This is a genomic window from Pseudomonas citronellolis, assembly GCF_900112375.1.
In the GTDB taxonomy this organism is placed as follows: Bacteria; Pseudomonadota; Gammaproteobacteria; order Pseudomonadales; family Pseudomonadaceae; genus Pseudomonas; species Pseudomonas citronellolis.
On the sequence record NZ_FOLS01000040.1, the window covers coordinates 57,026 to 70,558 of the forward strand.

The 13,533-nt window shown below is 66.3% G+C and carries 12 protein-coding genes; 7 read left to right on the forward strand and 5 right to left on the reverse strand.

What is annotated here, in order from left to right:
- Positions 1–67 precede the first annotated feature (67 nt).
- Both dapD and BM060_RS28330 read right to left on the reverse strand, forming a co-directional pair.
- Positions 68–1,102, reverse strand: coding sequence for a 2,3,4,5-tetrahydropyridine-2,6-dicarboxylate N-succinyltransferase (dapD, locus tag BM060_RS28325; protein WP_074985294.1), 1,035 nt, complete (start codon positions 1,100–1,102; stop codon positions 68–70).
- 33 nt (positions 1,103–1,135) lie between these two features.
- Positions 1,136–1,486 carry an ArsC family reductase gene (locus BM060_RS28330; RefSeq protein WP_074985297.1) on the reverse strand — a complete coding sequence of 117 codons (351 nt, stop codon included), beginning with the start codon at positions 1,484–1,486 and terminating at the stop codon, positions 1,136–1,138.
- Between the two features lie 188 nt (positions 1,487–1,674).
- Between BM060_RS28330 and BM060_RS28335 the strand changes: the two genes are divergently transcribed.
- Positions 1,675–3,336, forward strand: a complete 1,662-nt coding sequence (locus BM060_RS28335; protein WP_074985299.1) for a Na+/H+ antiporter — start codon at positions 1,675–1,677, stop codon at positions 3,334–3,336.
- Positions 3,337–3,611: 275 nt separating this feature from the next.
- Here BM060_RS28335 and dapC read toward each other — a convergent pair whose 3' ends face one another.
- The 3 genes from dapC to map form a co-directional block, all read right to left on the reverse strand.
- On the reverse strand, positions 3,612–4,808 hold the full coding sequence (gene dapC / locus BM060_RS28340; RefSeq protein WP_074985301.1) for a succinyldiaminopimelate transaminase: 1,197 nt from the start codon (positions 4,806–4,808) through the stop codon (positions 3,612–3,614).
- A gap of 12 nt (positions 4,809–4,820) precedes the next feature.
- Positions 4,821–7,523 (reverse strand): [protein-PII] uridylyltransferase, encoded by a 2,703-nt coding sequence (locus tag BM060_RS28345; RefSeq protein ID WP_074985303.1) that lies wholly within the window; start codon positions 7,521–7,523, stop codon positions 4,821–4,823.
- A gap of 142 nt (positions 7,524–7,665) precedes the next feature.
- The gene (gene map, locus BM060_RS28350) at positions 7,666–8,448 is read right to left on the reverse strand and encodes a type I methionyl aminopeptidase (protein WP_009616630.1); all 783 of its coding nucleotides are present in this window, start codon (positions 8,446–8,448) and stop codon (positions 7,666–7,668) included.
- A gap of 421 nt (positions 8,449–8,869) precedes the next feature.
- Here map and rpsB point away from each other — a divergent pair, with 421 nt between their 5' ends.
- From rpsB to BM060_RS28380, 6 genes are all read left to right on the forward strand, one after another.
- Positions 8,870–9,610, forward strand: coding sequence for a 30S ribosomal protein S2 (rpsB, locus tag BM060_RS28355; protein ID WP_074985305.1), 741 nt, complete (start codon positions 8,870–8,872; stop codon positions 9,608–9,610).
- A gap of 125 nt (positions 9,611–9,735) precedes the next feature.
- Entirely contained in the window at positions 9,736–10,605 is an 870-nt protein-coding gene (tsf, locus tag BM060_RS28360) for a translation elongation factor Ts (RefSeq protein WP_074985307.1), read from the forward strand.
- A 204-nt stretch (positions 10,606–10,809) separates the two neighbouring features.
- Complete coding sequence (gene pyrH, locus BM060_RS28365; RefSeq protein ID WP_009616635.1) at positions 10,810–11,547, forward strand: UMP kinase; 738 nt, start codon at positions 10,810–10,812, stop codon at positions 11,545–11,547.
- Between the two features lies 1 nt (position 11,548).
- The gene (frr, locus tag BM060_RS28370) at positions 11,549–12,106 is read left to right on the forward strand and encodes a ribosome recycling factor (RefSeq protein WP_074985309.1); all 558 of its coding nucleotides are present in this window, start codon (positions 11,549–11,551) and stop codon (positions 12,104–12,106) included.
- Between the two features lie 16 nt (positions 12,107–12,122).
- Positions 12,123–12,878, forward strand: coding sequence for a polyprenyl diphosphate synthase (gene uppS / locus BM060_RS28375; RefSeq protein WP_074985310.1), 756 nt, complete (start codon positions 12,123–12,125; stop codon positions 12,876–12,878).
- On the forward strand, positions 12,872–13,533 hold a 662-nt coding region (locus BM060_RS28380; RefSeq protein WP_074985312.1), incomplete at its 3' end, for a phosphatidate cytidylyltransferase. The genes uppS and BM060_RS28380, both read left to right, overlap by 7 nt.

Consider the following 13,533-nt stretch of genomic DNA (forward strand, 5'->3'; position numbering starts at 1 on the left):
AGCTGGAAGCTGGAAGAGCCTTGTGCAGCCCGCTTCCGGCTTTTGGCTTCCAGCTTCCAGCTCTGACTTAGTTATGCGCGTGCAGCGCTTCGTTCAGCTCGATGGCGGTCTTGTTGGTCTTGCACTCCACCGCACCGGTCTGCGAGTTGCGGCGGAACAGCAGGTCCGGCTGGCCGGCCAGGTCGCGGCCCTTGACCACCTTGACCAGGTTGTTCTGGTCGTCCAGCAGCGCCACCTTGGTGCCGGCGGTGACGTACAGGCCGGCTTCGACGATGTTGCGGTCGCCCAGCGGGATGCCGATGCCGGCGTTGGCGCCGATCAGGCAGCCTTCGCCGACGCTGATGACGATGTTGCCGCCGCCGGACAGGGTGCCCATGGTCGAGCAGCCGCCGCCCAGGTCCGAACCCTTGCCGACGAACACGCCGGCCGAGACGCGGCCTTCGATCATGCCCGGGCCTTGGGTGCCGGCGTTGAAGTTGACGAAGCCTTCGTGCATCACGGTGGTGCCTTCGCCGATGTAGGCGCCCAGGCGCACGCGGGCGGTGTCGGCGATGCGCACGCCGGCCGGGACCACGTAGTCGGTCATTTTCGGGAACTTGTCCACCGAGAAGACTTCCAGCAGCTTGCCCTTCAGGCGCGCTTCGAGTTGCAGCTCGGCCAGTTCGGCCAGGTCGATGGCGCCGATGTTGGTCCAGGCCACGTTCGGCAGCAGCGGGAAGATGCCCGACAGGTTGACGCCATGGGGCTTGACCAGGCGGTGCGAGAGCAGGTGCAGCTTCAGGTAGGCCTCGGGAGTGGAGGCGGGGGCGGCGTCTTCGGCCAGCAGGGTGGCGACCAGCGGCTTCTGGCTTTCGGCCAGGCGGTTGAGCAGGGCGGCCTGGGCCGGGGCGATGGTCTTCAGCGCGTCGGCCAGTTGGTAGGCCTGCTGGTTGCTGAAGGCAATGGCCTGGTTGCCGTTCTCGTAACCGAGGATCGGCGCGACGGCGGCGACCAGCTCGGCGGCCGGGTTCAGCAGCGGTTGCGCGTAGAAGACTTCCAGCCAGGCGTCCTGGCGGTTCTGGGAGCCGACGCCGAAGGCCAGGCTGAAGAGGGATTGGGACATGTGTGGTTCCTCGAAAAAACGGTAAAAAAAGTATCAGGCCAGCGCGGCGGCGTAGGCGTCGGGCTTGAAGCCGACCAGGGTGCGGTCGCCAAGGTCCAGCACCGGACGCTTGATCATCGACGGCTGGGCGAGCATCAGCTCGATCGCGCGGGACTCGTCGAGGTCGGCTTTCTGCGCCTCGTCGAGCTTGCGGAAGGTGGTGCCGGCGCGGTTCAGGACCGTCTGCCAGCCATGCTCGGCGCACCATTGTTCAAGGTGCGCGCGGTCTATTCCGCTAGTCTTGTAGTCGTGGAAGGCATAGTCGACGCCGTGTTTCTCAAGCCAGGTGCGGGCTTTCTTCATGGTGTCGCAGGCCTTGATTCCATAGATGGTCCGCTGGGTCATGGGCGGCGCTCCTCGTCGTTCCTTTGGCAAGCGCGGGATTATGCCATTTTCCCGTGAACTTGCGGGGGCGGGGAGGGCGGGACGATTCTTTTGCGATTGCAATAGTCTATTGCTCGCCCGGGGGCTGATGGAGAGCGTCTCTGGATGTTCAAATGGGGCGCCGCGAACTGGCGACTGGGAGATCGTCGATGCAAACCGTTTATACCGTGCTCATCCTGCTGCTGGTGGTCGGGGGCACGCGCCTGCTGGCGCAACTGCTGCCATTGCCGCTGCCGCTGATCCAGATCGCCTCGGGGGCGGTCCTGGCCTGGCCCAGCCTGGGGTTGCACGTGGCGCTGGACCCGGAGTTGTTCATGTTCCTGTTCATTCCGCCGCTGTTGTTCGCCGATGGCTGGCGCATGCCCAAGGGCGAGTTCTGGCAGATGCGCTGGCCGATCCTGACCATGGCCTTCGCCCTGGTGCTGTTCACCGTGGCTGGCGGTGGCGCCTTCATCCATCTGCTGATTCCCGAGATTCCCTGGGCCGCCGCCTTCGCCCTGGCCGCGGTGCTGTCGCCCACCGACGCCCTGGCGGTATCGGCGATCGCCCAGAACCGCCTGCCGCGGCGGCTGATGCACGTGCTGCAGGGCGAGGCGCTGATGAACGACGCCTCGGGCCTGGTGGCCTTCAAGTTCGCGGTGGCCGCGGCCATGACCGGCGCCTTCTCGCTGCTCGACGCCAGCCTGAGCTTCCTCCTGGTGGCGATTGGCGGCCTGGCCTGCGGCGTGGTGCTGAGCTGGCTGCTGGGGCGCATCCGCGCCTGGATGATCCGCCGCGGCTGGGACGACCCGGCCACCCACGTGGTGCTCATGCTGCTGTTGCCCTTCGCCGTCTACATGGTCGCCGAGGAGCTGGGCGTCTCCGGCATTCTCGCGGCGGTGGCGGCGGGCATGATGCAGAGCTGGACCGACCTGCTGCCGCGGCAGACCCATACCCGCGTGCTCAACCGCAGCGTCTGGTCGATGCTGGAGTTCGCCTTCAACGGCGTGGTGTTCCTGCTGCTGGGCCTGCAACTGCCGGACATCCTCAAGTCGGTGACGCACCACGCCGGCGACAGCCTGTGGCGTTCCTCGCAACTGCTGTTCTACGTGCTGGCGGTGTACGCCGTGCTGATCCTGCTGCGTTTCGCCTGGGTCTGGTGCTACTGGAAGCTGTCTCTGCGCTTCGAGCGCTGGTGGGGCATCGAGCTGGGCGGCAAGCCCGGCGAGCCGGTGCTGCGGCTGTCGGCGATCTCGGCGCTGGGCGGGGTGCGCGGGGCGGTGACACTGGCCGGCGTGCTGTCGGTGCCGCTGCTGCTGGGCAGCGGCGAGGCCTTCCCGCAGCGCGACCTGATCATCTTCATCGCCGCCGGGGTGATCCTGGTTTCGCTGCTGGCGGCCACCCTGGGCCTGCCGGCCTTGCTCAAGGGGCTGCCGGTGGCCAGCAACGACCAGTCCGAGCTGGAGTACCGCTCGGTATGGCGGCGCACCGCGGTGGCGGCCATCCGCATGCTGGAGAAGGAGGAAATGCCGGCCGGCGAGAAGGTGGATGCCGAGGAGGCTGCGCGGTTGGCGGAGGTGAAGGCGCGGTTGATGGCCGAGTACCGCCAGCAGCTCGACCCGGCTCCGGACAGCGCCGAGGCGCGGGAGCGGGCGCGCAGCCTGGAGCTGGCCGACCAGGCCCTGCGCATCAAGGCGCTGCGCACTCAGCGCCTGGAGCTGTACCAGCTGCGCCGGGAGAACCTGGTGGACGACGAGACCATGCGCAAGGTGCTCGGCGACCTGGACTCCCAGGAGGCCTGGCTGACCAGCAAGGCGGGGCGGTGGGTGTAGGGCCGCTACAGGCGGCTCTGAGGTTGACCACGGCGCGGGCTGTGGCCCAGGTGGGGCGGCGTATAACCGCGAACGGTTATACGCCCTACGTCGCGGGTGGGCCTGGCGTAGGGCGGATAACGTTCGACGTTATCCGCCGTTTGGCCTTGGCTACAGGCGGCTCCGTAAAAGGCTCTTCGTAGGAGCGAGGGGGACGCCTAGTCCTTGCTCGCGAACGAACCCCCCAGCGGAGTCTGTTCGCGAGCAAGCTCGCTCCTACAGGGGCGGGGAGGGCGTTACCTGGCCTGGACGAAACGCTTGATTCGTTCGGCCGCTTCCACGCATTCCGCCAGCGGGGCGACCAGGGCCATGCGCACTCGGTTGGCGCCGGGGTTCTCGCCGTTCACTTCGCGGGACAGATAGGAGCCCGGCACCACGGTGACGTGCTGCTGGTCGAACAGGCCACGGCAGAACTCGGTGTCGGCGATGGGCGTTTTCGCCCACAGGTAGAAGCTGCCGTCCGGGCGCTGCACGTCGAGCACGCCGGCGAGGATGTCCAGCACCGCGGCGAACTTCTCGCGGTACAGGTCGCGGTTGGCGCGCACGTGGTCTTCGTCCTGCCAGGCGGCGATGCTGGCCAGTTGGGTCTGCACCGGCATGGCGCAGCCGTGGTAGGTGCGGTACAGGAGGAATTTCTTCAGCACCTCGGCGTCGCCGGCGACGAAGCCCGAGCGCAGGCCCGGCAGGTTGGAGCGCTTGGACAGGCTGTGGAACACCACGCAGCGCTTGAAGTCCGAGCGGCCCAGTTCGACGCAGGCGCTGAGCAGGCCGGGCGGCGGGTTCTGCTCGTCGAAGTACAGCTCGCTGTAGCACTCGTCGGCGGCGATCAGGAAGTCGTGCTCGTCGGCCAGGGCGATCAGCTTCTTCAATTCGGCGAGGGGGACAAGCGCGCCGGTGGGGTTGCCCGGGGAGCAGAGGAAGAGGATCTGGCAGCGCTGCCAGACGTCCGCCGGCACCGCGTCGAAGTCCGGATTGAAGCCGTTCCCGGCGCGGCAGGCCAGGTAGTGCGGTTGCGCGCCGGCCAGCAAGGCCGCGCCTTCGTAGATCTGGTAGAAGGGGTTGGGGCTGATCACCAGGCCGTTCTTGCTGCGGTCCACTACCGCCTGGGTGAAGGCGAACAGCGCCTCGCGGGTGCCGTTCACCGGCAGCACGTGGCGGGCGGCGTCCAGCCAGCCTGCGGGGACGCCGAAGCGGCGCTCGCACCAGGCGGCGATGGTTTCGCGCAGCGCCGGCAGGCCCAGGGTAGTCGGGTACACCGCCAGTTGGTCGAGGCTGTCGGCCAGGGCCTTGGCGACGAATTCCGGCGAGCGGTGCTTGGGCTCGCCGATGGACAGCGCGATGTGCGGCAGCCCGGCCGGCGGCTGGGCGCCGGCGAGCAGGGCGCGGAGCTTCTCGAAGGGGTAGGGCTGGAGCAGGTCGAGGTCTGGGTTCATGTGAATCGCTCGTCAGATGCTGATGCGGACCGGAACGGTTTCCTGGCCGTTGGCCTGTGAAAGCTGCTCGACCAGGGCCGCCTGCAGTCGCTTGCACAGGTCCGGGTCGGAGAGTGGCTGGTTGTGCGCGTCGGTGACGTAGAACACGTCCTCCACGCGCTCGCCGAGGGTGGCGATCTTGGCGTTCTGCACCGACAGGTCGAAGTCCAGGAACAGCCCACCGATGCGCGCCAGCAGGCCCGGGCGGTCGGGGGCGATGACCTCGAGCACGCTGACCTGGCGCGAGGCGTCGGTGGAAATGGTCACCAGCGGCGCGAAGGCGAAGTGCTTGAGCTGCCGGGGCACGCGGCGCTGGATGATGTTCGGGTAGTCGTCGGGGTTCTTCAGCGCGTCCACCAGGCCCTGGCGGATTTCGGCGATGCGCTGGGGATTGTCGCCGATCGAGCCGCCATCGGCGTCGAGCACTATGTAGGTGTCGAGGGTGAACAGGCTGGTGGAGGTGATGATCCGCGCGTCCTGGATGTTCAGGTTGAGCTGGTCCATCGCCGCCACGGTCACGGCGAAGAAGTCGTGCTGGTCGGCGGCGTAGATGAAGATCTGCGTGCCGCCCTCGAACTCGCGCTGGGTGGTTTCCTTGATCAGCACCAGCGGCGTGCCGTCGTCCGGGTGCTGGAGGATGGCCTCGGTATGCCAGGCCACGTCGGCGGCGCTGTGGCGCAGGAAGTAGTCGTCGCCCAGTTGGCTCCAGAGCTGCTCGGCGTCGTCCTGGTCGATGCCGTCGCGCACCAGGATGTCGATGGCCGCGCTCTGCGTCTGGCGGATCTGCTCCTCGCGGTCCAGCGGGTTCTCCAGGCCGCGGCGCAGGGCGCGCTTGGTCTCGGTGTAGAGCTGGCGCAGCAGGCTGGCGCGCCAGGAGTTCCACAGGCTCGGGTTGGTGGCGTTGATGTCGGCCACGGTGAGCACGTAGAGGTAGTCCAGGCGCGTCTGGTCGCCGACCAGTTGGGCGAAGTCGAAGATCACCTGCGGGTCGGAGAGGTCCTTGCGCTGCGCGGTGGTGGACATCACCAGGTGGTTCTGCACCAGCCAACTGACCAGTTGGGTGTCCCACTGCGGCAACTGGTGGCGCTGGCAGAACAGCTCGGCGTCCACCGCGCCCAGCTCGGAATGGTCGCCGCCACGGCCCTTGGCGATGTCGTGGTAGAGCCCGGCGAGGTAGATCAGCTCCGGCTTGGGCAGGCGCTCCATGATCTTGCTGGCCAGCGGGTACTTCTCGGCCATGTCCGGGCGCTGCAGCTTGCGCAGGTGCTTGATCAGGTTGAGGGTGTGGGCGTCCACCGTATAGATGTGGAACAGGTCGTGCTGCATCTGCCCGATGATCAGGCCGAACTCCGGCAGGTAGCGGCCGAGGATGCCGTAGCGGTTCATCCGCCGCAGGTTGCGATGGATGCCTTCGCGGCACTTGAACAGCTCGATGAACAGGCTGGTGTTGCGGATGTCGTGGCGGAAGTCGTCGTCGATCAGGTGCCGGCTGTCGCGCAGCAGGCGAATGGTGTCGGCGCGCACGCCCTTGATCGCCGGGTGCTGGGCCATCAGCACGAAGATTTCCAGGAGGGCGAAGGGGGTGCGCTTGAAGACGTTGGCGTTGGTCACCTCCAGGTAGCCGTCGCGGACCTGGAAGCGGCTGTTCAGCGGCGTCACCTGGCCGCCTTCGCCGGCGCGCAGGATGACTTCCTCGAAGTGCTGCATGATCAGGTCGTTCAGCTCGGAGACCGCCATCACCACCCGGTAGTACTTCTGCATGAAGCGCTCGACGGCCAGCTTGGCGTCGTTGTCCTGGTAGCCGAGCATCCCGGCGATGCGCCGCTGGTGGTCGAACAGCAGGCGGTCCTCGGCGCGCCCGGCGAGCATGTGCAGGGCGTAGCGGACCTTCCAGAGGAATTCCTGGCAGGAGGCCAGCACGCTGGACTCGCTTTCCACCAGGAAGCCTTCCTTGACCAGCGCGTGCAGGTTGAGGCTGCCGAAGTGGCGGCGGGCCACCCAGAGGATGGTCTGGATGTCGCGCAGCCCGCCGGGCGAGCCCTTCACGTTGGGCTCCAGGTTGTATTCGGTGTCGTTGTATTTGGTGTGGCGGTGGATCTGTTCCTTGCGCTTGGCCAGGAAGAACTGGCCGCTGGGCCACATCTGGCTGGTGGCCGTGGCTTCGAGCATGCGCTGGCGCAGGTGGTCGGGGCCGGAGATGGTCCGGCACTCCATCAGGTTGGTCACCACCGTCAGGTCGGCGCGCGCTTCCTCGGCGCATTCGGCCACCGAGCGCACGCTCTGGCCGACTTCCAGGCCGATGTCCCAGAGCAGGGTGAGGAAGCCCTCGATGGGCTCGCGGAAGACTTCCTGGTCCTCGCTGTCGAGCAGCACCAGGATGTCGATGTCCGAGTGCGGGTGCAGCTCGCCGCGGCCGTAGCCGCCCACCGCCACCAGTGCGATGTCGGCGTCCTCGCACCAGGCGAAGCGCTGCCAGGCCTGCTGCAGGATCTGGTCGACGAACCAGGCGCGGTCCTCGATCAGCCGGCGGATGTCACGGCCGCCGTTGAAGCGCGCGTCCAGCACCTCGTTGGCCTGGCGGATGGCTTTCTTGAAGGCGGGGATGGGGCTGGATTTGAGGGCCAGTTCCGCCTGGAACTGCCCAGGGTCGAACAACTCGGGATCCACCTGCGGCATGGCGGCCTTCCTGATTCTGGGATGGGGGGAGGGCAGGGGCAAGTCATCGTCCGGGCCTGGGGCGCGTGGCGCCAGGCCCGGCGAGGGTGCCGGGCCGGGATTTCTATGTTCTACCCAGCCGTCGGCGAGATTGCAACGCCGCTCACGCGCTGGTGCGCGGGAAGCTCTCGTCGTTGCGCAGGGTGAGGATCTCGTAGCCGTCGGCGGTCACCAGCACGGTGTGCTCCCACTGGGCGGAGAGCTTGCGGTCCTTGGTGATGGCGGTCCAGCCGTCGCCCAGCAGGCGGGTTTCCGGGCGGCCCTGGTTGATCATCGGCTCGATGGTGAAGATCATCCCTTCCTTGAGCTCCAGGCCGGTGCCGGCGCGGCCGTAGTGCAGCACCTGGGGCTCCTCGTGGAACACCTTGCCGATGCCGTGGCCGCAGTACTCGCGGACCACCGAGAAGCCGTTCTTCTCGGCGTACTTCTGGATCACCTCGCCGATGTCGCCCAGGCGCGCGCCGGGCTTGACCACGGAAATGCCCTTGTACATGCATTCCTGGGTGATCTGGCACAGACGGTCGGCCCACTCCGGGGTCTTGCCCACCAGGAACATCTTGCTGGTGTCGCCGTGGTAGCCGTCCTTGATGACGGTGATGTCGATGTTGACGATGTCGCCTTCCTTGAGCGGCTTCTCGTTGGGGATGCCGTGGCAGACGACGTGGTTGATCGAGGTGCAGATGGACTTGGGGAAGCCCTTGTAGTTCAGGGGCGCGGGGATGGCCTGCTGGACGTTGACTATATAGTCATGGCAGATGCGGTCCAGTTCGTCGGTGGTGACCCCGGGCTTGACGTGCTCGCCGATCATTTCCAGCACCTCGGCGGCCAGGCGGCCGGCGATGCGCATTTTCTCGATGTCTTCGGGCGTCTTGATGGTGACGGTCATTGGGATTTCCTGGGGCGGACGGCAAAAGCGATAGCTTACCATTTTCACGGGCGGCAGGCTCTATGGGGCTGGAGGCTGGAGGCTGGAGGCTGGAGGCTGGAGGCTGGAGGCTGGAGGCTGGAGCGAGGAGTGCCTGCTCTTGTAGGAGCGAGCTTGCTCGCGAACGGGACTCGCGCCTACGCCGTTCGCGAGCAAGCTCGCTCCTGCGAAAAGCGAAGAGCGGCGGTACGTCGTCCGGCTTCCAGCTTCTAGCCTCCAGCGGCTTTGTGTGATATAAAGCGCCCCGCTTTTGCAGGCTATGGCCTGCTCGAGCCTAACCCACACATGCATCGACACGATGACCTGGGTGCCTTCTCGCCACGTGCGGAGGGTTGGTCATTGGGATGCATGGAGGCCCAACCCGACTTATCGAGGAACTATCATGTCCCAAGTCAACATGCGCGATATGCTGAAGGCCGGTGTGCACTTCGGCCACCAGACCCGTTACTGGAACCCGAAAATGGGCAAGTTCATTTTCGGCGCGCGCAACAAGATCCACATCATCAACCTGGAAAAGACCCTGCCGCTGTTCAACGATGCCCTGACCTTCGTTGAGCGCCTGGCCTCGGGCAAGAACAAGATCCTGTTCGTCGGCACCAAGCGTTCCGCCGGCAAGATCGTTCGCGAAGAAGCCGCCCGTTGCGGCATGCCGTACGTCGACCACCGTTGGCTGGGCGGCATGCTCACCAACTACAAGACCATCCGTCAGTCGATCAAGCGCCTGCGCGAGCTGGAAACCCAGCAGCAGGACGGCACCTTCGACAAGCTGACCAAGAAAGAAGCCCTGATGCGCACCCGTGATCTGGAAAAACTGGATCGCAGCCTGGGCGGCATCAAGGACATGGGCGGCCTGCCGGACGCGCTGTTCGTGATCGACGTCGACCACGAGCGCATCGCCATCACCGAAGCCAACAAGCTGGGCATCCCGGTCATCGGCATCGTCGATACCAACAGCAGCCCGGACGGCGTCGACTACGTCATCCCCGGTAACGACGACGCCATCCGCGCCGTGCAACTCTACCTGGGTTCGATGGCCGAAGCCGTACTGCGCGGCCGTCAGAACGCCCAGGGCGGTGCCGACGAGTTCGTCGAAGAAGCGCCGGCCGAATCCGCCGAAGGCTGATTCCGGGACGTCCAGACGTCCAGCGGTGCGCAAAAAGGGGGCCTGGCCCCCTTTTTGCCACTCCCGAATTCCGCCCGGCCCGCCGGGCGATCTGGTTTTGAGAACCAACTCAAGAGGATTTGCAAATGGCAGAGATCACTGCAGCACTGGTTAAAGAACTGCGCGAGCGCACCGGCCAGGGCATGATGGAGTGCAAGAAGGCCCTGGTTGCCGCCGAAGGCGACATCGAGAAGGCCATCGACGACATGCGCGCTTCGGGCGCCATCAAGGCTGCCAAGAAGGCCGGCAACATCGCCGCCGAAGGTTCCATCGCGGTGAAAGTGGCCGACGACGCCAAGGCCGCCACCATCATCGAAGTCAACTCGCAGACCGACTTCCTGGCCCTGCAGGACGACTTCAAGAACTTCGTCGCCGCCAGCCTGGACAAGGCCGTCGCGCAGAAGCTGACCGACGCCGCTCCGCTGATCGCCGAGCAGGAGTCCGCCCGTGAAGCCCTGGTCGCCAAGTGCGGCGAGAACGTCAACATCCGTCGTCTGGCCCGCGCCGAAGGCGACGTGGTCGGCGCCTACCTGCACGGTCACCGCATCGGCGTACTGGTCACCCTGAAAGGCGGCAACGCTGAACTGGCCCGTGACATCGCCATGCACGTCGCCGCCAGCAACCCGCAGTTCCTGGACCCGTCGCAGGTTTCCGAAGACGCCGTGGCCAAGGAAAAGGAAATCTTCCTGGCGCTGAACGCCGACAAGATCGCCGGCAAGCCGGAAAACATCGTCGAGAACATGGTCAAGGGCCGCATCAACAAGTTCCTCGCCGAAGCCAGCCTGGTCGAGCAGCCGTTCGTCAAGGATCCGGAAGTCAAGGTCGGTGAACTGGCCAAGAAAGCCGGCGCCGAGATCGTCTCCTTCGTTCGCTTCGAAGTGGGCGAGGGCATCGAGAAGGCCGAGGCCGACTTCGCTGCCGAGGTTGCTGCTCAAGTAGCTGCATCCAAGCAATAAGACGGTTTCCACCGTCGCCCCGGAAGAGGCTGCCCGCTCGCGCGTGCGGCCTCTTCGTCAAAGTGGGGAGACCATTCGGGGCGGTCTCCGCGGCTTCGCACCGTTCGTCGGTTCGCGGCGCTGCTAGCCTGGTAGGGCCAGGCTTCCCCGACAGGCGCCCGGACAGGCGCCCCGCATTCCACATCGCCGCAGGAGAAAAAGGTCATGGCTCAGCAGCTGAGCGCTCGTCAACCTCGCTATAAACGCATTCTTCTAAAACTGAGCGGCGAAGCCCTGATGGGCAGCGAAGAGTTCGGTATCGATCCGAAAGTCCTGGACCGCATGGCCCTGGAGATCGGCCAACTGGTCGGCATCGGCGTGCAGGTCGGCCTGGTCATCGGCGGCGGCAACCTGTTCCGCGGCGCGGCCCTGTCGGCGGCCGGCATGGACCGCGTCACCGGCGACCACATGGGCATGCTGGCCACCGTGATGAACGGCCTGGCCATGCGCGACGCCCTGGAGCGCTCCAACATCACCGCCATCGTCATGTCGGCCATCAGCATGGTCGGCGTCACCGACCACTACGACCGCCGCAAGGCCATGCGCCACCTCGCCAGCGGCGAAGTGGTGATCTTCTCCGCCGGTACCGGCAACCCCTTCTTCACCACCGACTCGGCCGCCTGCCTGCGCGCCATCGAAATCGATGCCGACGTGGTGCTGAAGGCGACCAAGGTCGATGGTGTGTACACTGCCGATCCGTTCAAGGACCCGAACGCCGAGAAGTTCGAGCGCCTGACCTACGATGAAGTGCTCGACCGCAAGCTGGGCGTGATGGACCTGACCGCCATCTGCCTGTGCCGCGACCAGAAAATGCCGCTGCGGGTGTTCAACATGAACAAGCCGGGCGCGCTGCTGAATATTGTTGTTGGTGGTGCCGAGGGCACCCTGATCGAGGAGGATTGACATGATCAACGAGATCAAGAAAGAAGCGCAGGAGCGCATGGGCAAGGCCCTGGAGGCCCTGGGTCACGCCTTCGCCAAGATCCGCACCGGCCGTGCGCACCCGAGCATCCTGGACAGCGTCATGGTGTCCTACTACGGCTCCGACACCCCGCTGCGCCAGGTCGCCAACGTCACCGTCGAGGATTCCCGCACCCTGGCCCTGAACGTGTTCGACAAGAGCATGATCCAGGCGGTCGAGAAGGCCATCATGACCTCCGACCTGGGCCTGAACCCGGCCACCGCCGGCACCACCATCCGCGTCCCCATGCCGGCCCTGACCGAGGAAACCCGCAAGGGCTTCACCAAGCAGGCCCGCGCCGAGGCCGAGCAGGCCCGCGTCTCCGTGCGCAACATCCGCCGCGATGCCCTGGCCCAGCTCAAGGACCTGCAGAAGGAAAAGGAAATCAGCGAGGACGAAGAGCGTCGCGCCGGGGACGAAGTGCAGAAGCTTACCGACAGGTTCGTCGCCGAGATCGACAAGGCCCTCGAGGCCAAGGAAACGGATCTGATGGCCGTCTGACGGCCAGGTTGCAGTCATGGACAAGACCAAGCAGGTGGCCGCGGTGCCACGTCACGTGGCCATCATCATGGACGGCAACAACCGCTGGGCGAAGAAGCGCCTGCTGCCCGGCGTTGCCGGGCACAAGGCCGGCGTCAGCGCGGTGCGTGCGGTGGTCAAGACCTGCGCCGAGGCCGGTGTCGAGGTCCTGACGCTGTTCGCCTTCTCCAGCGAGAACTGGCAGCGCCCGGTCGACGAGGTCGGTGCGCTCATGGAGCTGTTCCTCATGGCCCTGCGCCGCGAGGTGCGCAAGCTCGACGAGAACGGCATCCGCCTGCGCATCATCGGCGACCGCAGCCGCTTCCATCCGGAGCTGCAAGCCGCCATGCGCGAAGCGGAGAACCTCACCGCCGGCAACAAGGGGCTGCTGCTGCAGGTGGCGGCCAACTACGGCGGCCAGTGGGACATCACCCAGGCCGCCCAGCGCCTGGCCCGCGAAGTGCAGGCCGGGCACCTGGTGCCGGACGACATCACCCCCGGGCTGATCCAAGGTTGCCTGACCACCGGCGACCAGCCGTTGCCGGACCTGTGCATCCGCACCGGCGGCGAGCACCGCATCAGCAACTTCCTGTTGTGGCAGCTGGCCTACGCCGAGCTGTACTTCTCCGATCTCTACTGGCCGGACTTCAAGAGCGCGGCGATGCGCGAAGCGCTGGCCGACTATGCCACCCGCCAGCGTCGCTTCGGCAAGACCAGCGAGCAGGTGCAGGCCGAGGCCCCCCCGTCATGCTGAAACAACGGATCATCACGGCGCTGGTGCTGCTGCCCATCGCGCTGGGTGGTTTCTTCCTCCTCGATGGCCTCGCCTTCGCGCTGTTCATCGGCCTGGTGGTGACCCTCGGTGCCTGGGAATGGGCGCGCCTGGCCGGCTACAACGAGCAGCCGGCCCGCGTCGGCTATGCCGGCGTGGTCGCGCTGCTGATGCTGCTGCTGTACTGGCTGCCGCAGCTGGCCGGCGCCGTGCTGCTGCTGGCGGTGCTCTGGTGGCTGCTGGCTACCGTGATGGTGCTCACCTACCCGGACAGCGCCTCCAGCTGGGGCGGCCGCTGGCGCCGCCTGCTGATCGGCCTGCTGATCCTGCTGCCGGCCTGGCAGGGGTTGGTGGTGCTCAAGCAGTGGCCGCTGGCCAACTGGCTGATCGTCGCGGTCATGGTGCTGGTCTGGGCCGCCGACATCGGCGCCTATTTTTCCGGCAAGGCCTTCGGCAAGCGCAAGCTGGCGCCGCGGGTCAGCCCCGGCAAGAGCTGGGAAGGCTTCTACGGCGGCCTGGCGCTGAGCCTGGCGATCACCTTCGCGGTGGCCATCTACCGTGACTGGTCGGTGCGCGAACTGCTGCTGGCGCTGCCCTGCGCGGCCGTGGTGGTGGCGCTGTCGGTGGTCGGCGACCT

What these genes read in the sequence shown, in the direction of transcription:
- dapD (WP_074985294.1), bottom strand. Translation starts at nt 1,102, where the DNA reads ATGTCCCAATCCCTCTTCAGCCTGGCCTTCGGCGTCGGCTCCCAGAAC.
- BM060_RS28330 (WP_074985297.1), bottom strand. Translation starts at nt 1,486, where the DNA reads ATGACCCAGCGGACCATCTATGGAATCAAGGCCTGCGACACCATGAAG.
- BM060_RS28335 (WP_074985299.1), top strand. Translation starts at nt 1,675, where the DNA reads ATGCAAACCGTTTATACCGTGCTCATCCTGCTGCTGGTGGTCGGGGGC.
- dapC (WP_074985301.1), bottom strand. Translation starts at nt 4,808, where the DNA reads ATGAACCCAGACCTCGACCTGCTCCAGCCCTACCCCTTCGAGAAGCTC.
- BM060_RS28345 (WP_074985303.1), bottom strand. Translation starts at nt 7,523, where the DNA reads ATGCCGCAGGTGGATCCCGAGTTGTTCGACCCTGGGCAGTTCCAGGCG.
- map (WP_009616630.1), bottom strand. Translation starts at nt 8,448, where the DNA reads ATGACCGTCACCATCAAGACGCCCGAAGACATCGAGAAAATGCGCATC.
- rpsB (WP_074985305.1), top strand. Translation starts at nt 8,870, where the DNA reads ATGTCCCAAGTCAACATGCGCGATATGCTGAAGGCCGGTGTGCACTTC.
- tsf (WP_074985307.1), top strand. Translation starts at nt 9,736, where the DNA reads ATGGCAGAGATCACTGCAGCACTGGTTAAAGAACTGCGCGAGCGCACC.
- pyrH (WP_009616635.1), top strand. Translation starts at nt 10,810, where the DNA reads ATGGCTCAGCAGCTGAGCGCTCGTCAACCTCGCTATAAACGCATTCTT.
- frr (WP_074985309.1), top strand. Translation starts at nt 11,549, where the DNA reads ATGATCAACGAGATCAAGAAAGAAGCGCAGGAGCGCATGGGCAAGGCC.
- uppS (WP_074985310.1), top strand. Translation starts at nt 12,123, where the DNA reads ATGGACAAGACCAAGCAGGTGGCCGCGGTGCCACGTCACGTGGCCATC.